Here is a 25,509-nt window from a genome sequence, read left to right as displayed (position 1 = left end):
TGATTATGTCTTTGTTTCGGGACAAGCCTCGGTTGATAAGGAAGGCAAAATAGTAGTAGGAACATTCGAAGAAGAATGTAGGAGATCCTTTGATAATCTTAAGGTAATACTTGAAGCGGCAGGTCTTGGATTTGATGATGTAGTTCAGGTGCGGAATTATGTAGGTAAACAAGAATATCTGTCGGAATTTAACACTATTTACAAAGAGTATTTCAAAGAACCCTATCCTGCAAGAACCACTCTAATTGGTTGCCTTGGTACATTGCTGAAATTTGAGGTAGACGTTGTTGCCCATTTGGGAAAGCATTAGCAAAGTATTAGAATTTAAATTCGTGAAATTAAATAGAAGTTCTTTCATAGAGAAGATTGCAGACTTGCCATTTTATACTGAAGGGCCTGTTGCTGATGGAATAGGGAATTTTTTTTGTACCACTCTCCACGGTGGCAGTATTTTAAAAATAAACAATCGCAATGAAATTTCTGAATGGGCGAAGTCAGTATGTCCCAACGGGCAAATCATTTTACCCGGAGGAGATCATTTAGTTTGCGACAGCATGCTGGCATCAGTCAGGAGATTCAGCAGGTATGGGAAGTTTTTGAAGAATGAGATTGAAGGCTATTGTGCGGATTTTCCAATTTATTCTCCAAATGACCTGATTAAAGACCAAATGGGGAACCTTTATTTCACAGATTCGATAAGACATAAAGGGAAGGTGTGTTTTTTTGGAATAAACGGGGAACAAAAAATTGTAGTCGATGGTCTTGATTATCCCAATGGATTAGTATTGTCAGCTGATGAAGATTGCCTTTATGTGGCCGAAAGTTATGAAAACCGAATTCTGAAATTGGTATTAAAAGCACCGGGTTTAACAGGTGAGAGTCCTAAGGTTTTTGTGAGGTTACCTGTAAATCCTTCAGGTAATGAAATAGATAATCTTCCAGATGGATTGGCTTTGAATAATAGAGGCGAATTACTGGTAGCTCATTATGGTATGCAAGCTATTCAATTAATTTCTGATGCAGGAAAGCATTTGGCAACGATGGATACTGGAATGCCGTTAACTAGCAACCTTTGTTTTTTGGATGATAATACATTAGTCGTAACGGGTGGATTTGGAGAGCCGGGCCCAGGATGTCTTTTTAAGATTAGCTTTTAGTTTTAATTTCTAAAAATTTAACTAGATATTATAATGGAAGACCTCTGATATGAAATGATGAAGATAGATATTGATTTTAAATCACACATTTTATAAGAATTTCTGCGAATAGCTTCCTTTTCAGGGAGAGAGCAAGGCATTTCTTCAAAGGTGTCGTCTCTATACTTATATCAGAAGAGAGTTAAAACACGATTTCAGAAGTGATGTCCATTGCAATTAAATATTAATTAATGAATTATACCGAAATAAAGGGATATAGTATCCCTAAATTGACACTAGGTACTGTGGCTCTTGGACAGGATTATGGAATCTCTAATGCGGAGGGGAAACCTGTAAAAGAAAAAAGCTTTGAGATATTCTCAACCGCACTGAGTTTGGGCATTAATACCTTTGATACCGCGAGGATATATGGGGATGCTGAATCACTGATTGGAAACTTCTTGAGTCATGATGAAAATAAACCCAAAACTAATCTGATAACTAAGTTTGGGATTAAAGACGATAATCTTGTCAACTTAGAAACTGCCAGAAAGCAAGTTTATGAAAGCATAAGATCTTCATGTTATTTTTTGAACTTAAAGCAGATTCCTATTTGCTTGTTTCATAAAGCAAATGGTCAGAACATGGACATTTTGATGGAAATCTTGCCTGTTATTTTTGAAGACCTTAAAAATGATGGACTCATTGATTTGGCAGGGATTTCAATATATAATCCCTATGAAGAGGAAATATTTTTAGAACATCCCTTGTTTGAAGCATATCAGGTTCCTGTTAATGTATTTGATCAAAGAATCATTCAAAATGGAATGCTTAAACAAATGCAACAGGAAAACAAAATCGTTTTTGCAAGAAGTGTTTATCTGCAGGGGCTGTTTTTCTTATCACCTGATGAACTAAAAGGTAATCTGGTAAATGCAAGACCTTATATTCTTGCCTTGCAGGATCTGGCTAAACAGGCGGGTATGAGCATCGCAGAACTTGCTTTTTCATATGTCAGGGATTTAGAAGAAGTTACCAGTATTGTTTTTGGAGCAACAACAGAACTTCAGGTACAAGAAAATGTAAAGTTATTATTTGTTAGAAAAATCCCTTTTGAAGTTAGACAATCAATAGAATCTTTATTTAATAACATGCCCAGTGAGATTATAACACCCGGGCTTTGGATATCATAATTTACACAAGTTAATTTATTCCTATGAAAACCTTTAGACTGGATAATAAAGTTGCAATAGTAACCGGTGGTGCCGGCTTGTTTGGAAAACCCATTTCAATTGCTCTGGCTGAGGCCGGGGCAATTGTTATCATTGCTTCGAGAGACGAATCAAAATGTAAAGAGTATGCCGAAGCAATTAAATCACAAAATTTAAAAGCTGAAGGTATGTTTTTAGATCTGGCTGATGAACAATCAATACTTGAATTTACAACCAGGATCAATGATGAATATGGCAAGATTGATATTCTGGTTAATAACGCGGTATCAAGGGAAGGGTTCAAAGATTTAGAAGATATCAGTAAGAATGAATGGGAGACAGCTCAAACTATTAATTCTACGGGTATGATGCTTCTAACACAAGCAGTAATAAAGCTAATGAGAAAACAAAGATCTGGAAATATCATTAATATAGGTTCTATCCAGGGAACTGTAGGGCCTAATTTTCCTGTTTATGGAAATACGGGGATGACCAGCCCAATAAACTATACTTATGATAAATGGGCTATGGTTGGTTTTACTAAATGGATCGCTAATTACTATGGTAAGTTTAATATTCGGGCAAATTGCATCAGCCCTGGTGGTTATGGCCCCGGAGTTAATGAAATCATTGGAAATGATGAGTTCGTAGAAAATTATAAGCGACTAACTCCCTTGGGTAGGTTTGCTGGTGATGATGATATTAAAGGTCCTGTGATTTTCCTGGCTTCTGATGCCTCTGCTTTTGTCACAGGACACAATCTTCTGGTTGATGGTGGTTGGACGAGTTGGTAGTAGATAAACAATGCCCTAATTATTAAAAACTTATAATATGCAAAAGGTCTATTTTTCGACAAGCAAAGAATTAATTTTAATCTTCATAACTATCATTTTTTGTATAAGCCCAATTCTTGCATTTGGCCAGATTCAAGACCAGTTGAAATGGGAAAGACTACCACCCATTCCTGATACAAAGGGGTTTTCAGGTATGTTTGCCGGCGTCAGTAATGATGCTTTAATATGTATGGGCGGAGCAAATTTTGCAGACAAGAACCATGGTCTTAATGATTTAAGAAAATGGTCTGACAAAATTTATGTATTGGAAGAAAATGCGGCCTCCTGGATAACAAGTGAACAAAAACTTGTTAGACCTTTGGCATATGGTGCTTCCTTTACTTATAAGGATAATATTATCCTTGTAGGAGGCAGTGATGGGGAAAAACACTATCCTGAAGTCTATACACTTTCTTATCAGAAAGGGAAGATAGGTATAAAAACTCTCGCTCCACTTCCTTTCCCACTTGCAAATATGACAGGTGCATTGGTAGGAGATGTTTTGTTTATCGCAGGCGGAAACAGGCAGCCGGATGATACACCAGGGAAGTATTTCTTAGCCTTGAATTTGGCCGATGAACCATCTGATCAGCATTGGGTGTTACTGGATGCTTGGCCTGGACCCGGAAGGATGCAAGCTGTAAGCGCTTCTCTCAAGGACAGCTTTTTTCTTTTTAGTGGTATCCAAAGTGTTGTCAAACCAGATGAAGGGAACCAATTAAACATTCTTCAAGACGCCTATATGTTTGCGCCGCAATTTGAGGGGCGACATTTAAAAGGTGGTAAATGGAAAAAGCTGACAGATATGCCAAGAGGTGTGGCAGGGGGAGCTAGTCCGGCACCAATCATGGGGTCTGACCACATTCTGTTTCCCGGGGGGCTTAATAGAAGTACATCAACCCAAAAGAGCCCCGAGGCTTTTTCTGAATTGGATACGACCCTCCTTGCATATCATTTAGCAAGTAACTCATGGCTAAAATTCGGAGGGTTACCTCAGACAGATTCTAGGATAAAGTTAACCAGTGTAAAATGGGGCCAAAAGTGGGTCATGCCTAACGGAGAGAAGGGGATGGGAAGTACATCTTCAGAGGTTTTTGCTCTTTCTAAAAATTTGAGTTTTGGTTGGATTAATTGGGCAATTTTGATTACCTATCTGGGCTTTATGTTATGGATGGGATTCTTATTTGATAAGCAAGAGCAAACTACAAAGAACTTCTTTACTGCAAGCGGTAAAATCCCCTGGTGGGCAGCAGGTTTGAGCATCTATGGAGCACAGTTTAGTGCGATTAGCTTTATGGCGCTACCGGCAATAGTATATGCTACTGACTGGGCACTTGCAATTGGTACTGTCATTGTTTTATTCACAATTCCCATAGTAGTTAAATTTTATGTTCCTTTTTTCAGAAGACTGAGCATTACTTCGGCTTATGAATATCTGGAGTACAGGTTCAATTCGAATATTCGTATAATCGGAAGCCTTTCATTCATTTTATTTCAACTGTGCAGAATGGGTGTGGTTTTATTCCTTCCAGCAATTGCCATTTGTTCAGTGACTGGTATTAATATTTATCTCATCATATCAATTATGGGCATAATTTGTATCCTTTATACTGTTATGGGTGGAATGGAAGCAGTAGTTTGGACAGATGTTGTGCAGGTTGTAATCTTAACAGGAGGTGCTGTTTTATGTCTTATTGTAGCCATTGCGAAAATAGATGGCGGTATTATTGGTGTAATTTCAAAGGGAATGGAGGATCAGAAATTTACGCTGGTCCACTTAGGATGGGAACCAGACCGATTGGTTCTTTGGGTAGCTATTGTTGGGTTCTTCTTTTTAAATCTAATTCCATACACGTCCGATCAAAGTATTATACAAAGATATTACACGGTAAAAGATGAGCGGGCTGTAGCCAAGAGCTTGTGGATAAATGCATTATTTACACTTCCCACTATACCAATATTCTTCGGAATTGGAACGGTCCTTTATGTTTTCTATAATAATAACCCTATGGTTATCCCATCGGAGCAGGTAGGAGAAGTCTTACCTTATTTCGTGGTTCAGGAACTTCCGGTTGGAATAGCAGGATTGATTATAGCCGGGATTTTTGCAGCCAGCCAGTCCACGCTCAGCGCTGGTATGAATAGTATTTCAGCAGCCTATGTCACTGATATACATGCCCGCTTCAACCCCCACAGTGATAGAGACACCCTTTTCGTAGCTAAGCTTGTAACGGTTGCAGGCGGGGTGTTCGGGATCGTATGCGCTTTGCTTATCGCAATTTTTAATATCGAATTTATATTTAACCTGTTTCAGGAGATCCTGGGCATCGTTGGTGGAACTTTAGCTGGAGTTTTCATATTGGGAATTTTTACAAAAAGGGCAAACGCCCGGGGCGTTATTTGGGGGATCGTAATTGGAGTATTTGCTGTTTGGATGACAAAAAACTACACTGTAATCAGTGTGTATTTATATGGTGCAATTAGTGTGATAGCGACAGTAATTTCAGGCTATTTAGTCAGCCTTTTTGGACGCCAAACAAAGGATATAAATGGCCTTACTTACTTAACATTAAACAAAAAAGATTCAAACAAAAAAACCTCTTAAAGCACAATTAAAGATATTTATGAAAAGCAGATGTTATACAGAGTCCGCATCCCTATTAGCAAGAGCGAAAAAAGTTTTAGCAGGTGGAGTCTCTTCGGAATTTAGAAAATATAATCAACCTCATGCCATCTTTTATACACATGGAACTGGAAGCAGAGTTTACGATGTAGACGGAAATGAATACCTGGACTTTACCCTAAGCCAAGGACCTCTTATTCTGGGGCATTCTCATCCTCACGTCTTGAAGTCAGTTCATGAATATTCGGAGAAAGGCCAACTTTTCGCCGGACAACATATTAAGGAGATTCTTCTTGCCGAAAAACTAAATTCCCTAATCCCATCTGCAGAATCCATGCGTTTCTGTTTGGATGGTTCCGAAGCAGTCCAAACTGCTTTCAGGATTGCACGTGCGAAGACAGGAAAGCAAAAATTTTTACGTTTCGAGGGTCATTATCATGGATGGATGGATAATGTTTGCTGGGGAATATCGACCCCGCCAGGTGAATCTTTGGGAAGCCGGGAGCAACCCAGAGTATACCCTTGGTCTGAGGGCTTACCTATACAGTCCAAAGAGGAGTTTATCACTCTGCCCTGGAACGACTTAGAACTGGTGAAAAATACTGTGGAGCGCGAACACAAGAATATCGCTGCTATCATTACAGAACCGGTTATGTGCAATAACGGTTGCATCCCTCCTGAAAATGGTTTCCTTCAGGGATTAAGGGATATATGTGACCAATACGAAATTGCACTTATTTTTGATGAAGTGATTACCGGATTCCGTCTTTCAATTGGTGGAGCCCAGCGGTATTTCGGTATTACTCCGGATCTTTCCATATTCGGTAAAGCAATGGCAAGCGGATATCCAATTAGTGCAATAGTTGGGAAAAACGAGTGGATGGCTGTGATTGAACAGGGAAGAGTGATCCACGCCGGAACAATGAACTCCAGCAATGCTACGGTTGCAGCAGCCTTAGCAACTATTGAGGTACTGGAAGAACACCTACCTTACGATCGAATGCTTCATTATGGTACAAAATTAATGCAAGGGCTGCGCAGTGCGGCAATTGAAAGTGGACATGATCTGCTGGTTCAGGGCATGGGGCCAATGTTTAACATCAGTTTCTCAAAGAAAGAGAAAGTAAGGGACTTCAGGGACACACTTGATGGTGATAAACAAAAATTAGGAAAATTTATTTCTGGTATGCACGATGAAGGGGTTCGAGTCATTGGAAGGGGCTTATGGTATATCAGTGCATCTCACACCGAAGAGGATATTGACTATGCAATCAATAAGGCTCGTAAAGTATTTAATGTGATCTAAATTTAACACTGACTAATTGCTTGCCGGATCTCTATGGAAATAAAATGATTCAAAAATCCGGACATGCTCGGCTGTAATGGATTTATGGAGACGAGCTATCGCAAATTTCACCCTAAAAGGTGGATCAAGTTAATCCTTTGAATTTCCGGTCTTATACAAAATCTAAAAAAATACAATCTTATGAATATTGATCCTTCACAAAATAGCAGCAAATTTGGTGCAAAGAGCGGCTGGAAATGTGTCCTAATATTGGATGGTGAGCGGCAACCGGTCTCGGGGAGCACAGAAGCGCTTGCGGCGGCCATTCGTGGTGGTGCGGATATGCGTATTTACACTGAATTTCGTCATAACGAGCATATCGATACTAAATCGAATAATACGGAACTTATTAAAGAAGTTGCTGATTTTCGGATAACTTATTTATTAGAGGATCGCTGGGTTGCTGGTATCATCAATCTTCGCCAGCCTATTGTAATTCCAAATGGTTTTGGTCAGCGTCCATCTATGTCATTTTTCTTGTACAATCAAAACGCTGAGCAGGCCATTGCTCGTCCCTACCTGGACGGCGAACCAGCCCAAGGGAAGATAGGGAAATCTCCACTTGATGATCATAGCGATATGACCAAGTATCACCAATTCGACAGTTGGGATTCAGGAACGAATGCTCCAAGTAGTAATTTCGTGTATGATTTTGAAACGTATAAATTTTGGGTGCGCGACGATTGGGAGGAGGTTTATTCTCATAATGCCGATAGCGAAGTTTTATCAGGTTCAATTGATGCACTTGCTGAGGCCTTCGCAGTTGGACGAGAGGTGAAGGTTGGTATAAGTGGCTTGTGTGGAGATTTATGTGTTGATCCTACAACAGTTACGCAACATGAAATCTTTGTTCATGTTGGCTCCTGTTATTATTATACTGAGCTTAAACAATTCATAGCGGCATCGCACCCCCTAGTGCGGGTAAAGCCAGCTATTCCTTTGCGTTACAACAGCGAAGAGTGGGATTTTGGCTGGCTGATGGTTCGCTCCGACGGCCATGTAGCCCGGTGGCTTGTAGACCCATATACTTTGAAGTTCCGCCGCAGTGATGAGCGTTATGCAATGCGTTGGTTCGTACGCTGAAAACTGGAACGAATTAATTTTGAAGGGATAAAAGATTCTTAATTAAAGATATTATGCAAATAAAAACAGTAACACGGAGAGGATTTATTAGAAAATCGTTTTTGACGGCCATTCCTTTTGCTTTTTCATCATTTGCGGTAAATGGGAAACCAACTATGGGATCATCTACCCTCTTTTTGTCTTCAGAGTTGGATGTTCCTGATCTGGACCGTGTTACCGCTCTTTTAAAACAAAAAGACCCCTTAATTTGGGTATTTACCGGAGACAGTATTACCCAGGGAGCTCATCATACGCATGGGTTAAGATCTTATCCGGAAGTTTTTGAAGAGAGAATTCGATGGGAGTTATCCCGTCGCAGAGATGCTATCATCAATACTGGAATCAGTGGCAATACCACTCAAAGCATTCTTGATGATTTTGATTGGAGGGTAAAAGCATGGAGACCGTCAGTAGTTTCACTTATGATAGGAACTAATGATTGCTCAAGTAAGACAATCTCCGTGGATGTTTTTGAGCGAAATTTGGATTCCATAATAGTGATGATAAGAGGAATTGGGGCAATTCCGATTTTACATACTCCTAATGGTGTTAACAAAGTAGATTCACCTTATCCATCTCGGGCGAAGCTGCCTGAATATATCAAAGTCATTCAGAATTTGGCTAAAAAGAGGAAGGTAATATTGGTTGATAATTGGACTTACTGGCAGGATACTTTGCTAAATAAACCCGAAGCAAATGTATTAATGAATTGGTTAGATGATCCTCTACACCCAAATGGTAAAGGGCATCAGGAAATAGCTCAATTGATGTTTAAGAAATTATCCATTTTCGATCCTAAGGCACCAACATGCAAACGCTAAAATGGTCACTAGGGATTTGTTGATCTTAGTAAGTTGGGATGCATTGTTCTAGAAAAATGCCCGCTATTGGAATGGGCTGATCTATAGATGTTGATTTGGTTATCAATAGAGATCGTAGACTTAAAGCAATTTAGTTTTGATACAAACACAATTATTGCCGGGTTCTGAAAAAATAAGGCGACTTAAAAATAAGGTATGTTCGGTAGAAATTGATCTGTGGGGAGGGGCTATTACCAGCTTTATCCTTAGGGGTAGTAGAATTAATCCTTTAAATTTCAGGTTTACGCTTGAACAGATGCCATTAAATAACAGGGACGGAGCCCCTTATAGGGGCCATTTTTTATGTTTGGGCAGATGGGGGCGACCATCTGAAGGTGAGATAAAAGCCGGTATTCCAGATCATGGCCAGTTTGCAAATATTGTATGGAACGAGAAGAGGAAAGATTCGCGTCAACTAGATATTGATTGTTTTAGTGAGCTCGAAGGGCTTCATCTAAAAAGATATATTGAACTGGACTCTAATGCAGCCGTTTTTGTAGTAACTGAAGAAGTCTGTAATACAACTGCACTTGGAAGATTATACAATATGGTACAGCATCCAACACTTGCAAGCCCATTTTTAGATAGATTCACAATTATCAATGCAAATGCAGACTTAGGCTTCGATAGTAGTTTCAGTCACGACCCGGAGAGATATATTTCAAAATGGCCGTACGGATTATGTAAGGATATGGCAACACTAGATCTCAGTAAAACCGAGAATCCGTATTCTTCGGTTTTTTCTTATATTATCAATAAGGAGTCAAAAGTAGGTTGGGTTATTGCATTTTCACCAACAAGCAATACTTTAATTGGGTATATATGGGAGCGAAAGGACTACGCCTGGCTTAATCTTTGGCAAGATTGGCACGAAGGAAAGATTAGATACCGGGGAATCGAGTTTGGCACCACAGGTATTCATAAACCGTTTCGAGAAATCATAAATGATAATAACTGGAAGATTTTTGATGAAAGGGCCTGCGATTATATTGATGCAGGGGAAATTCGATCAAGAAAATATATATCATTTTTGTACAAAACGCCTCCTGGTTTTCAAGGGGTTACTGAAGTTCGAATTGCGGGAAATTCCATTAGTTTGGACGATCACATAAGCAGTAAAAAGATAAAAATAAATACAAAATTTAACTTTGATCAGTTCTTGAGTTAAAGGTTTTATAGTTTGAATGCTACAAATTCCCCTAATACAAGCACACGGATTCAAACTTGATTAGGGGAATTTTCCTGACACTAACTGCTGGCCAGAGACATTCAGATAGATACTTCGCGGTTTATGGAAATCTTGGAAGGTTTTGAAGTCAAATTTTGATCTTTGTATTCCCACCTTTCTCCAGCAATATATCCACTGGCTTATTAGTCTTCCAGGCACCATTTGTAAAATCAGGAATTTCAATCGGGCTGGATCCTTTTGCGACAGATTTCTCGCTTAAAGGGCCAATCGCACTCCATGCAGCTGTGTCGTAAACATCTATATCCAAAGGTAAGCCATTTCGAAGGCAGTCAATAAGTCGCCAGTTCATTAAAAAATCAATTCCGTCATGACCTCCAATTTTTTTGGCTAACTCACCGATTTTTTTAACAATTTGAGGCTCATATTTTAATTCAATAGCCTTCATCTCTTTCTCTGAAAGCCAATCGCTGTGACCGGTAGAAATACGTCCTGGAAGAGGATATTTCTGAGCGGCGCCCTTTGTCCCACTTATTAAATGGAGCCGTGAATAAATCCTGGGAGATGTCACATCATGTTGAAGCATGATTGTCTTACCATTATTTGTGCGAATAATTGATGTATTCATATTACCCCTATACGTTTTATTTGCGTATGGTTTGAAAAAGTCATCGGTAGCAGCCAATTCTTTTGCCTTGGCACCCATCATGAAATCATCGCTTGACATTGATACAAGAGAATTCATTTTGTCTCCTCTGTTAATGTTTAGAATCTGAGCTACAGGGCCTAAACCATGTCCTGGATAGAGGTTGCCTTTTCGCATATTTTCCTTTAAACGCCACATGTTCCAATAATAATTTTTATTGAAATTTAATTCGAGTAGGTCATGAATATAAGCCCCCTCAGCGTGAACAATCTCACCAAAATAATTTTGTCTTGCCATATTAAGGGTTAGCAGTTCAAAGAAATCGTAGCAGCAGTTCTCTAGGTACATGCAGTGTTTGCGGGTTCGTTCAGAGGTTTCTACCAGTTGCCAGCATTCATCCATTGTGATCACTCCAGGTACTTCGATTGCAACATGTTTGCCTTGCTCCATTGCATATAAAGCCATAGGAGCATGTAGATGCCATGGAGTAGCAACATATACTAAGTCAATATCCTTTTGCTCACATAGCCTCTTCCAGGCATTTTCATCGCCCGAATAAAGTGTTGGATTGTGATCAGAAACTTTTTCTTTGGTTGCATGAACTAACTCTGGTCGTATATCGCACAGAGCTGCAATAGAAGTTCCCTCAATTTTGCTGATTTCTATGGCATGTCCTGGCCCACGGCGACCGAGACCAATGAATCCCACCCTTACGGTATCGAGTTTTGGGGCGCAATATCCCGACATGTTAAAACGCTTTTTCTGAAATTGTCGGGGTAGTTCAGTAGTACTTGATTTTTCGTCCCCTTTTGCGAAGCCATTAAGGATTCCAGTTCCTGCTACTCCCAGTCCAGCAAGTCCGGTAAGTTTTAAAAATTCTCTTCTTTTGGTGCTCATTGTTTTATTTGGATTTTATGATATGAGTAAAAATAATAAATAAGTATTACATATTAAATATTATTCTATATTCATTCATTGCTTTTTTCGCTAGCTGTTTTAAATTACAACCTGGCCTAGTGTTTAAACTTTCGTGATATTCTTGATATAGCTCTAAATCTGAAAGACTTAAAAAGTCGACCAAATAGACGATATTTTGTATTGAGCTCAATACACTAATTCTTCCTTATATTTTTTTTAAAAAGATTGTTTTACAATTTTTTAATTATTACGTTTATATTGTATATATGTAGGACATATTTATATAAAATAAAAAATCTAAAAAACACAAAATTATGAATATTGATCCCCCGAAAAATGGAATATTACAAATTGGTTCAGGTTCAATGGGGCAACGCAGAATACGTGATTTATCTGACCGTGACGATGTCGAATTTTGAATGTAATCCTACGCGGTGGATCATTTATGACGGCAGATCCAAATTATCTGATATGTGGATTTGTTCATGATGATCCGCCTGATTTGCGTCATGTTTGTTTAGGAATGCGACTTGCTATGATATTTTATAGCAAGCTAATAAATATGGGGTTATAAACTCCTGAATCTCAGTAAATAATTTAAAAAAAGTATGATGAAATTAGGAAAAAGTAATCGTCGCAGAGACTTTATTAAAAAGTCGGCAATGGCTGTAGCCGGCTTAACACTCGTTCCCGGATTGAGTTTTGGAAGTAAGGGTAATGATCCTTTTATTCTCGAAGAAGCTACCGGACAATTAACCAACCCTGATGGACTGAAAACAGTTGCTTTTATCTGCAATGTCTATTTTAAATTCTCGCATGCTGATTCGATAGGTACTAAACTTTTTTTGGGAATCCCGATGGATCAAGATCAGAGGATAGTTCCTCCGAACATAAAGATAGCGTCAGTGTATATTGCTCAAATAGGAGCCAATGATATCGGTGTTCAGATTGCCAAAATGAATGGCGCCACTGTTTATCCCACTATTGCTGAGGCATTAACGCTGGGAGGAGATAAACTGGCTGTTGATGCTGTCGTGTACTTTGGGGAGCATGGCGATTATGCCTACAATCGTTTAGGAGAAAAAATGTATCCCCGCATGAATACTTTAGAACAGATTTTCAGAGTATTTGATGCTTCCAATAAGTCAGTTCCGGTCTATTCAGACAAGGCCCTGTCCTACAGCTGGCTTGACAGCAAATGGATTTATGATCGGGCAAAAGAATTAAATGTTCCAATGATGACAGGTTCATCTCTGACATATACCTCGCGTGTTCCTGATCTGGAGCATCCTTTGGGTACAAAGATTACTGAAGCTGTGGCAATAGGACCTGGTACTCTTGATGGGTGGGGCTTCCATGTAACAGAAGTGCTCCAGTTGATGCTTGAACGCAGGGCTGGTGGTGAAACGGGTGTTGCCAGCGTGCAGACGCTGAAAGGCAATGACGTGTGGGCTGCAATGGATTCGGGCGAAATATCCTGGAAACTAGTTGAAGCAGCGCATGATAGAATTTCATTAAAGGTTCCCGGTTCGCTACGTGATTTAGTTAAAATGCCATACGCGGTAAAAGTGCAATACAATGATGGTACAAAGGGCGCAATTCTAATGTTAAATGGACTTACACAACCTATCAGGCCAGATGGGTTAGAAAATAGGGCAGGCTTTGCTTATGCTGCCCAGGCTGACGGTAAAACTGTGTCCACAGAATTTTTACTTGATGCAAGCATTGGGCGATACCACACGAGCTATCTGTGTTTAAATATTGAGAGTTTCGTTGATACGGGTAAGTTACCGGTGCCTTTTGAGCGAAGCCTGTTCACCAGTTGCATCATTGATATGGGAATCCGATCACTCAATGAGGGAGGTACAATAAAGGAAACGCCATTTTTAAACATAAGTTATTCTGCGGAGGGGTATGAGTATTATAGACCTACAAATCCCTGGCCGCCAACCGAACGAAGCATAGGCCTCTGGCCACCGAAAGGGTATGAGTTTATTAACGGAAAGTGAGACGAAAAGTAAATATTTTATATTCAATAGTTAAAAAATTGGTTGAAGGAAATGAGTTTAAAGTAGGAGATGATTTAATGAGCTTTCAATTTTTAAAAACTAAAATCGGATGAGACGTAGAGAATTAATTAAAGGGCTGGCTCTTTTACCAATAGCCGAAAGTGTGTTTGGAACAAAACCTGTATCGAATGTGCCTTTATCGGGAAATGGACCGCTTGAATCCTTGAGCTCTTCCGGATCCCTTCGTCAGCCTGCTTTTGTAATGGATGGACACATACATGTAATGTCCCGGCAGCTTATAGAAGGCCTTGACATAGGGCAACGATATTCTGACGGTCTGGTAGATTTACCAAGGATGAAGGAAGGAAAAATAAATGCCATGTTTTTCTCTGTATATACACCCGAGCCTTATTACCCGGGACACTTTGAGGTAAAGAACACATTTCGGGTTGTGGAGCTGGCACTGGATCAGATACAGAAGAACAATACCACCATCGAACTCGCACGAAATGCTTCCGAAATTGTGGAGATCAATAGTCGCGGAAAGATGGCGGCATTTCTGGACCTTGAAGGAGGTTTCGATATGGAGGGGGATTTGCTACTGCTGAGAGCCCTTTATCGTTTGGGGTTGAGGTCAGTTCAACTCACAGCTCACAACAGAACCAATTCTTTTATTGATGCATGTTCTGATAAGCGTTTATGGGATGGCATTAATGACAAAGGCCGGAAGATAATTGAAGAGATGAACAGACTCGGTATGGTAATTAATGTAGCCCACGCCTCATCGCAAGCAATTATACAAGCCGCTAACACCAGTAGTCACCCTATAGCATACACTCATGGTGGTTTTCGGGGGATTGTTGACATTAAGAGAAATATCTCTGATGAAGCAGCTAAGGAAATAGCTGCCAAAGGCGGAGTAATTGGCCTTCAGTTTGGGAGCTACTTTAATGATCCTAAATATTATAAATGGGAAAATTCTAGGCCGCAATCCGACACACGTGCTGTAGCGCCGGATAAGCCATTTTTGACAATAGAAGATGCAGACCAGGAGGTTGCCAAGCGCCTGCCATATGTATATCGCGGTGTAATACCTGAAGATCATAAAATGGGTGTGGATCAACTCGCAAAAGTGGTGGATTATGGAATCCGCCTGGTTGGGGAAGATCATATTGCATTTGGATCAGACTTTGACGGGGGTGTTGCGCTTCCAAAGGAAATGAAAGATGCAAGTGATTACCCTGAAATGTATAAAGCGTTGAAAGCACAAGGCTATTCACAATCCCGTATCGATAAGGTTATGGGATTGAACTGGCTTCGGCTGATAAGAACTGTGACAGAAGGGAAATAATATCTCATATTGCAGTAACACGGAGGTAACGATTAGGCAAGATAATTATGTCAATTATTAAACTTTTTAATTTTCTTAAGTATATGGAAGTCTTTAAAACGACGTAGCCCAGTGCCTATTCACAAGAATCACCAGACCGATACTTCTCTGTTGTTGGAATAGGCACTGAGATGCGTTGTAACTCAAAATCTGGGATAATAAAAAAGAGCTGAATAAGTTTGCTTGGTTTTAGGGTGGCATGTAACATACTACCGATTTTTTTCAAATTCGATATAACACAAAGTTTTAAGGTAAAAGAGGGTGTAATCGATCTCTCTATTGGAAAAATATATGGCCCAAGGACAAAGTAACTCTATCATCCCATGAAAAAAGAATGGCTTCGAAAAAAGGGCCGGTTTTAATAAATGATCTTTAAAAAATAAATTATGTTAAAAGGAATTTTACCTGCAATACCCACCTGTTTCACTGAAGATAACCAAATCGATAAGGAAGCACAGAAAAAAGTTATTCAGTTCGTAATTGCTGCCGGAGTGCATGGCATTGTTTTCCCGGGATTGGCAAGCGAATATAACTATTTGACATCCGACGAACGGATTGAATTGATAGAATTACTTGTTTCGGAAGTTGATGGACGATTTCCAATTGTAGCCGGAATTGGCGCCTCCAGTAAAGACGAATCTATACTTTTGGGTAGGGAGGTGATGAAATTTGGTATTAACCATTTCATGCTCATGGCTCCGAAAGAATTTGAAAAGGATACTGAAAAACACAAGGCATTCTTTCAGGATGTCGCTGCGGCATTACCTGGCGGAGTAATTGTCCTTCAAAATGCTCCTGCTCCAAGTGGAGCGGGTCTGAATGCTGAAGAATTAATTGCTGTATCAAAAGATAATTCAGCTATTAAATATTTCAAGGAGGAAACCCTCCCTTCAGGCCCGACGATTACAGCTTTGTTGAATCATGATATGCCGCATTTATTGGGAGTTTTTGGTGGTGCTGGTGCACGATTTATAATTGATGAGCTAAACCGAGGTTCTTTAGGCGCATTTCCGGCAGCTGAAATCATTGATTTGCATGTAGCCATTTACAATGCACATCAAAATGGGGAGGCAAAACAAGCGAGAAATTTGTATCGTATGAGTCTTCCGATCTTGATGGCACAAATGATATATCGAATGGAACTTACGAAATATATCCTCAAAAAAAGAGGTATCGTAGATGCATTGCATGTCAGGACTCCTTTACCAAAATTAGATGCGCAAGCTCACCAAGATTTAGACTTGATGTTAAAAGATTTACAAGAAGAAAATGTTTTACTGTGAGCCAGGAAAATAAAATCATCGGCATTGATATACAAAGACAAACAAACTCCGGTTCGCTAAAAGGTCAGCTATATGGTACACGTAGGGGAATTAGAGCAGTTCTATATAACACAGATTGTTAATTGGTGATTAATATAATTAACTATAATATATAAAATATAATATATGGAAAGGTTTGATTATTATACAATAGTAATATATACAATAGGACTTTTTGCCATTGCTTTCATATCTGCCAAACGAACTTCTAATCAAAAAGATATGTTTGCTGCAGGGAGACAAGCACCTTGGTGGGCTAGTGGAATCAGTGGTTTTATGACAATGTTTTCGGCAGGTACTTTTGTCGTTTGGGGAGGTATTGCATACAAAATGGGATTTGTAGCGATAACTATTAATATGTGTTATGGGATCGCTTCTTTATTGGCAGGGTATTTTGTCGCAGGTAAGTGGAATCAACTCGGTGTAACCACGCCTGCAGAATATATAAATTTACGATTCGGAAAAGTTGGACTCCATTTTTACACCTGGACATTGATACTAAAAAAGATGTTATCAGTAGCTGTTTCATTGTATGCACTAGCAATTATCTTGGTAGCTTTGATCCCTTTGGAGGAGGGAAACTTCTTTAGGAATTCTGCCACTGGAAACCTATCCCTTACATGGGCTGTTATTTTTTTTGGATCTATCGTTATTGTGTATACAATGATAGGGGGATTATGGGCTGTTATCATGACGGATGTTGTTCAATTTATCTTGCTGACATTAGTCGTCTTCCTAGTTGCTGTCTTGATGATAGATAAAGTTGATGACTTTGGTGAATTAATGGTTAATCTTCCGAAAAATTTCTTTTCTCCTACATCGAATGACTATGGATGGTTATTCTTAATGGGATGGGTTACCATTAATTTTTTTATGATTGGAGCAGAATGGGCTTTTGTTCAACGTTACTTAGCAGTTAAATCCCCTTCCGATGCTAAAAAATCTGCCTACATTTTTGGGATTATGTACTTGGTAACACCAGTTTTATGGTTTTTACCACCGCTAATTTTCAGAGGGATAAACCCTGATGTTAATCCGGAGCAAGCATATATTTTGGCTGCTAAATCTGTTTTGCCTGTTGGTGTTTTAGGACTTATGTTTGCAGCAATGTTCTCTGCCACCGCAAGTACGGTAAGTTCGCAACTGAATGTCTTTGCAGGTGTTCTAACTAACGACTTTTATCGTCCGTTACTAAACCCGGTGGCATCAGGAAGAGTCTTGATTAGAGCGGGACGCATTTTAACCGCCATACTCGGATTGGTCTTAATTATGGTTGCTTTACTTGTTCCAAGCATGGGTGGAGCTGAAGAAGTAATAATCTCCATCAACTCTTTAATGGTGTTACCTTTGTTAGCTCCAACGTTGTGGGGAATGTTCAGTCGTCGCATCGGCCTTAAAGAAATGTTCATAGTCGCCTTAACAAGTTTTGCTCTCGGTGGCATTCTTCGCTTCGGTCTTTCTATTCAAAGTAATGATATTGATATTTTAGTGGGAGTTCTATGTCCCATTTTAATGCTCATAGTAATCGAAAGATTCGGTAAAAAGAATACTGATAAAGGGTGGAAAGCTGTAGAAGAATTACGTATTTCTTCTATTAAGGCTTTAGAGGCTGATGAAGCTCCAAGCGCATTCGACACGTTCCCTGGAAGAGTTATAATTGTAAGTTTAGTTGTGTGTGCGATTGGTTTGTTTTTTCTTTCATCAATGAGCGATAGTAGAGGAATGATTATATCCATCTTTGGTGGCATTGTTTTACTCATTTCATTCCTGATACATCTGGGAATGAGGAAAATGATTTTAAAAGACAAACTTAAATTTTGATATTTTGTTAAAACACTTAAAATAAAAAAACTAATCTTTGCCCTCTCTATTAGCTTTGGTTGTAAAGATGTATAGGTTATTGGAGAGGTCGGTATGTCATGAGGGATTTAAACGATTAAACTCAATTATAATTAAGATCCTCCTAGTGAGTTAATTCGGTTCGGTTTAAGTTGGACAGAAACCAACCTGACAAACGCTGGTATAGTTAAATTAAAAATTCGTTACTGATTATAATCAGGATCTCGGGGTCGATTTGGCTATCAATAAGGCTTGTATAGTATTAAAAGCAATTTAAATTTGACACAAACTAATTTCTTGCCGGGTTCTGAAAAAATATGGCAACTTAAAAATCCAACATGTTCGGTAGAAATTGATCTATGGGAAGGGGCTATTACCAGTTTTATCCTTATGGGTAGTAGAATTAGTCCTTTAAATTTCAGGTTTACGCTTGATCAGATGCCATTTAATATCTGGGACGGAGCCCCCTATAGTGGCCATTTTTTATGTTTGGGCAGATGGGTGGCATCTGAAGGTGAGATAAAAGCCTGTGTTCCAGATCATGGCCAGTTTGCAAATATTGTATTGAATGAGAAGAGGAAAGATTCGCGTCAACTAGATATTGAGTGTTTTAGTGATCACGAAGGGCTCATCTAAAAAGATATATTGAATTGGGGCGCAATATCCCGTTATATTAAAACGCTTTTTCTGAAATTGCCGGGGTAGTTCAGTAGTACTTGATTTTTCGTCCCCTTTTGCGAAGCCATTAAGGATTCCAGTTCCTGCTACTCCCAGTCCGGCAAGTCCGGTAAGTTTTAAAAATTCTCTTCTTTTAGTGCTCATTGTTCAGATTTATTTTGTTATTCACAGTAAAGTTAATAAATAAGTATGACATATTAACTCATATATTTGCTATATTAATATGTAATATATATGTTTGTTAACACAGTAAATTTATTACGATAAGCTATTGATTGCATGACTTCTGATTCTTCTAATAACTATACGATTACGCCCAAAAGCACACTGAAAAGAGTGGCAGTCTTGGGCATTTATCATGAGTCTAATACGTTTATAGATAAAAGAACGACATTAATAGATTTTGAAAATGGTCACTTGTTAAAAGGATCTGCCATTCTCGAAGAATATAAAAATGCCTTTCATGAGATAGGGGGTATGCTAAGCGTTTTAGAGCATCAGGAAATCGAGATCATACCAATAATGTTCGCAGAAGCAACGCCAGGCGGAATGATCTCAGCAACAACATACAGCACTCTAACAGCAATGTTGATGCAGGAGTTGAACAGAGTTTTGCCAATTGACGGGTGTTTAGTCATTGCCCATGGAGCAGCAGTATCTGAGGACTTTCGGGATATGGATGGTCATTGGCTATCAATGGTAAGAAATAAACTCGGGTCAGAAGTACCCATCATCGGCACACTTGATCCCCATGCTAATGCGAGTCAAATGATGATTAACAGTACAAATGCTCTGATTAGTTATCAAACGAATCCCCATGTTGATCAACGGGCTACGGGAATAACCGCAGCCAACTTGTTACTAGACACGCTTAATAAAAGGATTTATCCAACTCAGGTCTTAAAACAAACTCAACTTGCAATTAGCATTGAGCAGCAGAATACTTCGGCTGAACCCTGTGCTGATCTCTATCGTTTTGTATCAACTTTTAAAGAACACCCAAGTGTTTTATCTATTAGCGTGATGCTTGGATTCCCTTACGCTGATGTTGAGGAGATGGGAACTTCGTTCATTATCGTCACGGATGATAATCAAGATATGGGGGTCGAAATAGCCAAGAAACTGAATAGTTATCTAATAAATAAAAGGAACTTTTATCTGGGTGATAAGAAAGAGATTCAATTCTATTTGGATAAAATAGCAAATGATTTAAAACCTGTTTTGCTATTAGATATGGGTGATAATATCGGAGCTGGTTCATCAGGGAATAGTACACACTTATTGGAAGCATTAGAGAATGACGGTCGCTATAATTCTTTTATATGTATTTACGATCCTGAGGCTGTTGCTATTGCTTCCTCGTACCAAAAAGGGGATAGGTTTCCTTTTTCATTCGGAACTAATCAGCAAGGTGCCAATTTTAACACTCCGGAGTTCACTTTACTTGAAATTCATAACGGTCAATTTGAAGAGGATTTGCCACGTCATGGAGGGCAAGTTACCTATAATATGGGTAAGGTTATGATTGGGACTACACAAAATAATAATATGATAATGCTTGTTTCCATTCGGATTGCACCGTTTAGCCTCAAACAACTTACGAATTTTGGCATTACCCCCTCCGACTTTGACGTTATAATTGCAAAAGGTGTAATTGCACCTGTAGCAGCATACAGCCCGGTATGTCCAACAATATACCAGGTTAATACTCCAGGTGTAACCCAGTGTGACATGACAAGTTTCGAATATATCCATCGTCGAAAGCCTCTTTTCCCGTTCGAATCCAGCCTTAATTGATTCAAATAACTGATAAACCCATCCTTTTCTTTCCAAAAACCACCAATTAACATGACTATTCAAGCTTGTAGTAATTTATACCAATCTATACTTAATGAATACGGGTTAAAAGAGGAATCTGTTGAAGTACAAGTATTTGGTAGTGGCCTAATTAATAGTACATGGAAAGTTACTACACCCGAAAGAGAATACATTCTTCAAAGAATTAATGGCACTGTCTTTAATCAACCGGAAGACATAGCAAATAATGTAAGTTTAATTGCTTGCTATTTGAAGGAACATCATCCGGACTATACTTTCGTAGGGCCAATTACTTCCGAAAACGGGAAGCAGATGATTTATGAGGATGGGAAAGGTTTTTTTAGAATTTATCCATTTGTTGCTGGTTCACATTCAAAAAACGCTGTTGAGACTCCAAATCAAGCGTATGAGGCCGCTCGTCAGTTTGGTAAATTTACCAGGCTGCTTGCAGGAATGGATTCCGTCAATTTAACTATAACCATTCCGTTTTTTCATGACATCTCTTTACGATATCAACAATTTCTTACCTCCATTGATAATGGGAACAAGAGCCGACTAAGAGAGGCAAGATGTTTGGTGCAAACTCTTTTATCCTATACAGATATCATATCAGAATATGAAAGAATAACGCGCGACACTGAATTCAAAAAGCGAGTTACTCACCACGACACTAAAATAAGTAACGTTCTTTTCAACGAAAATGAAAAAGCAATATGTGTAATTGATTTAGACACAGTAATGCCTGGGTATTTTATTAGTGATGTCGGAGATATGATACGAACCTATCTGTCACCCACAACAGAGGAAGAGAAAGATTTTTCTCTCATAACTATTCGAGATGAATTTTATAAAGCCATAGTAAAAGGATACTGCCAGGAAATGAAAAATGAACTTACAGTATCAGAAAGTAAATATTTCTTCTACTCTGGCAAGTTTATGATCTACATGCAGGCATTGAGGTTTCTTACAGATCATCTCAACAATGATATTTACTATGGAGCTAAATACCCGGGACATAATTATGTACGAGCTGCCAATCAAGCAAAGTTGCTGGAAAAATTGATTGAAAAGGAGGCTCTCCTTGCCAGCTATCAGGGAGAAGAGTCTGATGACTTGAATCAGTAACAAATGGTGAAGATTTGATTGCTATGATTTCCATTGCGATATTTTTACGCTTGAATCATATGAATCATTTAATTACAAGAATCACAGTTCAGACAGTTTTTCAATGGTTACCGATGCTATTTCATAAACAAGTCTGCCCCCGTATGTATGGGATTTCATTGAATTATCCGAAGAAACATTGTGTTTAACTCTATTAGGCAGTCGGAAGCACTACAGACGGAGGTGCAATAGAATAGATAATTACCAGTTCCCTTATTAAATATATATATATAGGGTTGTGTCAAAGTATATAAGTGGTACATTAGCATATAGTTAAAGAAGCCTGCCTTTATATCAATTAATATCTTCTAAATAGTTATGTAATTTTCAAAACATGAATCAATATGAAATCCTCTTAAAATTTGTTTTAGAAAAAGGAGTACAGAAATCTGACAGAACCGGCACAGGTACAAAAAGCATTTTTGGCCATCAACTTCGATTTGATCTTTCGGATGGCTTCCCTTTAATCACAACGAAAAAGATGCACCTTAAATCTATAATTTATGAGTTGTTGTGGTTTCTTAAAGGCGAAACAAACATAAAATATTTAAATGAACACGGAGTAACAATTTGGGATGAGTGGGCAGATAAAAACGGAGAATTAGGCCCTATTTATGGATACCAATGGAGAAAATGGGAAACGCCTGATGGCAGACATATAGATCAAATATCCCAGGTTATTAATCAAATTAAATCGAACCCGGATTCAAGAAGAATGATTGTAAGTGCTTGGAATGTGGCTGATATTGAAAAAATGTCATTGCCTGCATGCCACGCCTTTTTCCAGTTTTATGTTGCAGAAGGTAAACTGTCATGCCATATGTATCAAAGAAGTGCAGATATGTTTTTAGGCGTACCTTTCAATATTGCATCATTTTCTTTATTGACCTTAATGGTTGCCCAAGTAACTGGATTGAATCCTGGAGATTTTGTTCATTCATTTGGTGATACTCACATTTATAATAACCACTTGAAGCAAGTTGAAATACAATTATCACGGCAGCCTAGGCCATATCCCAAAATGACAATCAATAAGAGTGTAAATGACATTTTTGGTTTCAAATATGAAGACTTTATCTTATCTGACTATAATCCCTATCCTGCAATAAAAGCAGACATATCTGTATGACGGAGCATCAGCAATATCTAGATGAGAAAATGCACCAGCTGCGAGTAGTTTGTCAAGCACAATGGGACTATTTGACCTATGCTAATCTTGATAAGTGGCTAAATGACAATTTCGCCAATGATATTGAAGGCCGTTATTATGCAACCAAAATACTTTTGCATACGGTTTATTACACTAAGAGAGATTTGGAAAAACTCCTGCATTATGGCTTGAATGAGCTTATTTATGGTGAAATGGTCAAATCAGAAATGATTAGGAAACAAAATATCTATGTGCCTGCAAGTGTTACCGAAGCAAAAATTGAACAATTAAAACAGTCTACTTTTTTTGTGCCGCTTCTTGATTCAAAGAAACCATCTGAAAGTGGTAATGGCATAATTGGTGATTTAGTCCACAAAATTGATATATCAGAAGTTCAGGTTGATTTTCACTGGAACATCACTGAAGAGCAACTTCAGAACTATAAAATTTTGGTTTTTGTAGATGATTGTATTGGTTCAGGAAGTCAATTAAAGCGATTTTGGAAGTCTGAAGAAATTTTAAGAATTCGGGATATTTGTAAGAGGCATGGAATCATTATCTATTATTTAGTACTTGTAGGTTACGATGCAAACGTAACTAAGCTCGTTAACAGTAGCCAAATTGATGGACTCAAGATTGTCGTTTGCGACCTATTAACTGAAAAAAATAGAGTTTTTTCAGATAGTAATATAATTTGGAATAAAGATACCAACGAAATGCAAAATGCTATTGATTATTTTGAAAAAACGAAAAAGGAAAAGGGAGCAAGCTTCTTGGGCTTTAAAAACCTCGATTTTGCTGTAATTCTCCATGATAGGCTTCCTAATTGGTCTTTACCTATATTTTGGAAGAAAAGTAATAGCTGGGCCATTTTATTGAAAAGAAAAACATCGAATTCCTAATGAAAGAGAGTATAATAAATCCCTTTTCAAAATTCCGGACTGAATATATGGGTGATTCGGCTTGGAAATACTTTGTTAAAAATCCTTTCAAGGAGTATGTGGGCGAGAGACCATTAATATTCGAGGGCAGTAGAGGTACAGGTAAAACCATGTTTTTTCTTTGTAATTCTTGGAAACAAAAATTACATGAGGCAAAAGCAAACGGACAAGGCATATTGCAATTTATTCAGGAGTCCGAGCATATTGGGTTTTATTATAAAGTTGATACCAGGTTTGTTAAGAGCATGGGCAAAAAAAACATCGATGAAACCATTTGGACTGGAATCTTTAACACATATTTCAATGTAATTATAGGAAAGGAAATTGTTCTTTTTTTACTAACGTTAATAAAGGAGAACATATTTATAAACAGCAACATTCATGGTGTCTGCAAATTAGTTAGCCAAAATCTGAATATTCAAACCTGTAATACATTTGAAGAGCTTAAAGTTGCTTTTGATGAAATAATAATAGAAATCGAGCATTTTTCGAATAATACTGAAATGCCAAAGCCGATTGGGCTAAATGCAGGAACAATAATTCAAACTCTCATTTCTGCAATTAAGGAGCACGAATCCTTTGTAAATAAAACCTTTCATATTTTTGTTGATGAATTTGAATCATTAAACGAAACTCAACAAGTAGAAATAAACACACTTTTAAAGCATAGCGATAATAATGTTGTGTATGACTACGGGGTCATGGCTAAAGGGATTCAAACATTTAAAACAGGTACAGGGCAAGAAATCAGGCCGAAGGATGATTTTATTCATCTTAGCACAGATAAATACGAGTATCACGAAAGTGAAACTTACAATAATCTTCTATTGGAAATTTGTAAAAAAAGGTTAGAAGATGTATTTGAGAAATTGAATAAGCCTTTTGATGTTCAATATGTTGACATTCGTTTTTATTTAAAGCGTTTTAGCAAAAGTTACGAGGAGGAGATGTTTCAAAAATCTCCCGAATTGCAAAAAATTAAAGATAGAATATTTGCCCTTTTAAAAGGGTTCGAGAAAACTTCAACATATACTGCGGAGGAAGTTCATTCTTATTTTAATGAACTTACAAATGTAAGGCCAATATTAATGCGAATGCATTTAGCTTTGTTACTACGAAAGGGGAAAAATTCTGTTGCACCTCATAAGCTTGTAGAGCATAAGATAAAAGACAGTGACAAATATAGAGATTGGGTAAAAAACATGGAAAATGCAATTTTGTTTCTTCTTTGTCACGAACTCAAAGTAGAAAAAAAATATCACGGGTTTAAAGTTTTTTCAGCTCTTTCATCAGGTGTCATTCGAAGCTTTTTAGAATT

The 25,509-nt window shown here is 38.3% G+C and carries 20 protein-coding genes; 18 read left to right on the top strand and 2 right to left on the bottom strand.

The genetic code is table 11. The features are described from left to right. The 9 genes from VGE44_RS12885 to VGE44_RS12845 form a co-directional block, all read left to right on the top strand. The coding region (locus VGE44_RS12885) for a RidA family protein (protein WP_331079696.1) at positions 1 to 310 on the top strand (310 nt) is incomplete at its 5' end. A gap of 22 nt (positions 311 to 332) precedes the next feature. Further along, on the top strand, positions 333 to 1,157 hold the full coding sequence (locus VGE44_RS12880; RefSeq protein ID WP_331079694.1) for an SMP-30/gluconolactonase/LRE family protein: 825 nt from the start codon (positions 333 to 335) through the stop codon (positions 1,155 to 1,157). A 230-nt stretch (positions 1,158 to 1,387) separates the two neighbouring features. Next, positions 1,388 to 2,329, top strand: a complete 942-nt coding sequence (locus tag VGE44_RS12875) for an aldo/keto reductase (RefSeq protein WP_331079693.1) — start codon at positions 1,388 to 1,390, stop codon at positions 2,327 to 2,329. A gap of 23 nt (positions 2,330 to 2,352) precedes the next feature. Then, a complete protein-coding gene (locus VGE44_RS12870) occupies positions 2,353 to 3,141 on the top strand; it encodes an SDR family NAD(P)-dependent oxidoreductase (protein ID WP_331079690.1) in 789 nt (262 codons plus the stop codon). A gap of 37 nt (positions 3,142 to 3,178) precedes the next feature. Further along, positions 3,179 to 5,785, top strand: coding sequence for a sodium:solute symporter family transporter (locus VGE44_RS12865; RefSeq protein WP_331079688.1), 2,607 nt, complete (start codon positions 3,179 to 3,181; stop codon positions 5,783 to 5,785). Positions 5,786 to 5,804: 19 nt separating this feature from the next. Then, positions 5,805 to 7,109 carry an aspartate aminotransferase family protein gene (locus VGE44_RS12860; protein WP_331079686.1) on the top strand — a complete coding sequence of 435 codons (1,305 nt, stop codon included), beginning with the start codon at positions 5,805 to 5,807 and terminating at the stop codon, positions 7,107 to 7,109. Positions 7,110 to 7,289: 180 nt separating this feature from the next. After that, complete coding sequence (locus tag VGE44_RS12855) at positions 7,290 to 8,231, top strand: hypothetical protein (RefSeq protein WP_331079684.1); 942 nt, start codon at positions 7,290 to 7,292, stop codon at positions 8,229 to 8,231. A 53-nt stretch (positions 8,232 to 8,284) separates the two neighbouring features. Then, positions 8,285 to 9,091, top strand: coding sequence for an SGNH/GDSL hydrolase family protein (locus tag VGE44_RS12850; RefSeq protein WP_331079681.1), 807 nt, complete (start codon positions 8,285 to 8,287; stop codon positions 9,089 to 9,091). A 154-nt stretch (positions 9,092 to 9,245) separates the two neighbouring features. After that, positions 9,246 to 10,298, top strand: a complete 1,053-nt coding sequence (locus VGE44_RS12845) for a hypothetical protein (protein WP_331079679.1) — start codon at positions 9,246 to 9,248, stop codon at positions 10,296 to 10,298. A gap of 148 nt (positions 10,299 to 10,446) precedes the next feature. Here VGE44_RS12845 and VGE44_RS12840 read toward each other — a convergent pair whose 3' ends face one another. Beyond that, on the bottom strand, positions 10,447 to 11,859 hold the full coding sequence (locus VGE44_RS12840) for a Gfo/Idh/MocA family protein (RefSeq protein ID WP_331079677.1): 1,413 nt from the start codon (positions 11,857 to 11,859) through the stop codon (positions 10,447 to 10,449). A gap of 632 nt (positions 11,860 to 12,491) precedes the next feature. Here VGE44_RS12840 and VGE44_RS12835 point away from each other — a divergent pair. From VGE44_RS12835 to VGE44_RS12820, 4 genes are all read left to right on the top strand, one after another. Then, complete coding sequence (locus VGE44_RS12835) at positions 12,492 to 13,889, top strand: twin-arginine translocation signal domain-containing protein (protein ID WP_331079675.1); 1,398 nt, start codon at positions 12,492 to 12,494, stop codon at positions 13,887 to 13,889. A 109-nt stretch (positions 13,890 to 13,998) separates the two neighbouring features. Further along, positions 13,999 to 15,240, top strand: a complete 1,242-nt coding sequence (locus VGE44_RS12830; RefSeq protein ID WP_331079673.1) for a dipeptidase — start codon at positions 13,999 to 14,001, stop codon at positions 15,238 to 15,240. 425 nt (positions 15,241 to 15,665) lie between these two features. Continuing rightward, positions 15,666 to 16,562: a dihydrodipicolinate synthase family protein gene (locus tag VGE44_RS12825; RefSeq protein WP_331079670.1), complete on the top strand. Its 897-nt coding sequence runs from the start codon at positions 15,666 to 15,668 to the stop codon at positions 16,560 to 16,562. Between the two features lie 165 nt (positions 16,563 to 16,727). After that, the gene (locus VGE44_RS12820; protein WP_331079668.1) at positions 16,728 to 18,422 is read left to right on the top strand and encodes a sodium:solute symporter family protein; all 1,695 of its coding nucleotides are present in this window, start codon (positions 16,728 to 16,730) and stop codon (positions 18,420 to 18,422) included. 612 nt (positions 18,423 to 19,034) lie between these two features. Here VGE44_RS12820 and VGE44_RS12815 read toward each other — a convergent pair. Then, complete coding sequence (locus VGE44_RS12815; protein ID WP_331079666.1) at positions 19,035 to 19,262, bottom strand: hypothetical protein; 228 nt, start codon at positions 19,260 to 19,262, stop codon at positions 19,035 to 19,037. A 135-nt stretch (positions 19,263 to 19,397) separates the two neighbouring features. Between VGE44_RS12815 and VGE44_RS12810 the strand changes: the two genes are divergently transcribed. From VGE44_RS12810 to VGE44_RS12790, 5 genes are all read left to right on the top strand, one after another. Next, positions 19,398 to 20,915 (top strand): M81 family metallopeptidase, encoded by a 1,518-nt coding sequence (locus VGE44_RS12810; RefSeq protein WP_331079664.1) that lies wholly within the window; start codon positions 19,398 to 19,400, stop codon positions 20,913 to 20,915. 51 nt (positions 20,916 to 20,966) lie between these two features. Then, entirely contained in the window at positions 20,967 to 22,061 is a 1,095-nt protein-coding gene (locus VGE44_RS12805; RefSeq protein WP_331079661.1) for an aminoglycoside phosphotransferase family protein, read from the top strand. Between the two features lie 373 nt (positions 22,062 to 22,434). Next, complete coding sequence (locus VGE44_RS12800) at positions 22,435 to 23,229, top strand: thymidylate synthase (protein WP_331079659.1); 795 nt, start codon at positions 22,435 to 22,437, stop codon at positions 23,227 to 23,229. After that, positions 23,226 to 24,152, top strand: coding sequence for a phosphoribosyltransferase-like protein (locus VGE44_RS12795; protein ID WP_331079657.1), 927 nt, complete (start codon positions 23,226 to 23,228; stop codon positions 24,150 to 24,152). The genes VGE44_RS12800 and VGE44_RS12795 overlap by 4 nt, the downstream gene beginning before the upstream one ends. Further along, positions 24,152 to 25,509 (top strand): hypothetical protein (locus VGE44_RS12790; protein ID WP_331079655.1); only part of this gene is annotated, 1,358 nt, incomplete at its 3' end. The genes VGE44_RS12795 and VGE44_RS12790, both read left to right, overlap by 1 nt.

Origin of the sequence: Daejeonella sp. (assembly GCF_036405355.1) — a bacterium.
GTDB lineage: Bacteria > Bacteroidota > Bacteroidia > Sphingobacteriales > Sphingobacteriaceae > Daejeonella.
Note: the sequence above shows the minus strand (reverse complement) of the source record. Positions and strands in the feature narration are given on the sequence as shown.

Coding starts and splice junctions, on each gene's coding strand:
- VGE44_RS12830 (WP_331079673.1), top strand. CDS start 13,999: ATGAGACGTAGAGAATTAATTAAAGGGCTGGCTCTTTTACCAATAGCC.
- VGE44_RS12800 (WP_331079659.1), top strand. CDS start 22,435: ATGAATCAATATGAAATCCTCTTAAAATTTGTTTTAGAAAAAGGAGTA.
- VGE44_RS12875 (WP_331079693.1), top strand. CDS start 1,388: ATGAATTATACCGAAATAAAGGGATATAGTATCCCTAAATTGACACTA.
- VGE44_RS12810 (WP_331079664.1), top strand. CDS start 19,398: ATGACTTCTGATTCTTCTAATAACTATACGATTACGCCCAAAAGCACA.
- VGE44_RS12865 (WP_331079688.1), top strand. CDS start 3,179: ATGCAAAAGGTCTATTTTTCGACAAGCAAAGAATTAATTTTAATCTTC.
- VGE44_RS12870 (WP_331079690.1), top strand. CDS start 2,353: ATGAAAACCTTTAGACTGGATAATAAAGTTGCAATAGTAACCGGTGGT.
- VGE44_RS12825 (WP_331079670.1), top strand. CDS start 15,666: ATGTTAAAAGGAATTTTACCTGCAATACCCACCTGTTTCACTGAAGAT.
- VGE44_RS12850 (WP_331079681.1), top strand. CDS start 8,285: ATGCAAATAAAAACAGTAACACGGAGAGGATTTATTAGAAAATCGTTT.
- VGE44_RS12855 (WP_331079684.1), top strand. CDS start 7,290: ATGAATATTGATCCTTCACAAAATAGCAGCAAATTTGGTGCAAAGAGC.
- VGE44_RS12820 (WP_331079668.1), top strand. CDS start 16,728: ATGGAAAGGTTTGATTATTATACAATAGTAATATATACAATAGGACTT.
- VGE44_RS12805 (WP_331079661.1), top strand. CDS start 20,967: ATGACTATTCAAGCTTGTAGTAATTTATACCAATCTATACTTAATGAA.
- VGE44_RS12815 (WP_331079666.1), bottom strand. CDS start 19,262: ATGAGCACTAAAAGAAGAGAATTTTTAAAACTTACCGGACTTGCCGGA.
- VGE44_RS12840 (WP_331079677.1), bottom strand. CDS start 11,859: ATGAGCACCAAAAGAAGAGAATTTTTAAAACTTACCGGACTTGCTGGA.
- VGE44_RS12860 (WP_331079686.1), top strand. CDS start 5,805: ATGAAAAGCAGATGTTATACAGAGTCCGCATCCCTATTAGCAAGAGCG.
- VGE44_RS12795 (WP_331079657.1), top strand. CDS start 23,226: ATGACGGAGCATCAGCAATATCTAGATGAGAAAATGCACCAGCTGCGA.
- VGE44_RS12835 (WP_331079675.1), top strand. CDS start 12,492: ATGAAATTAGGAAAAAGTAATCGTCGCAGAGACTTTATTAAAAAGTCG.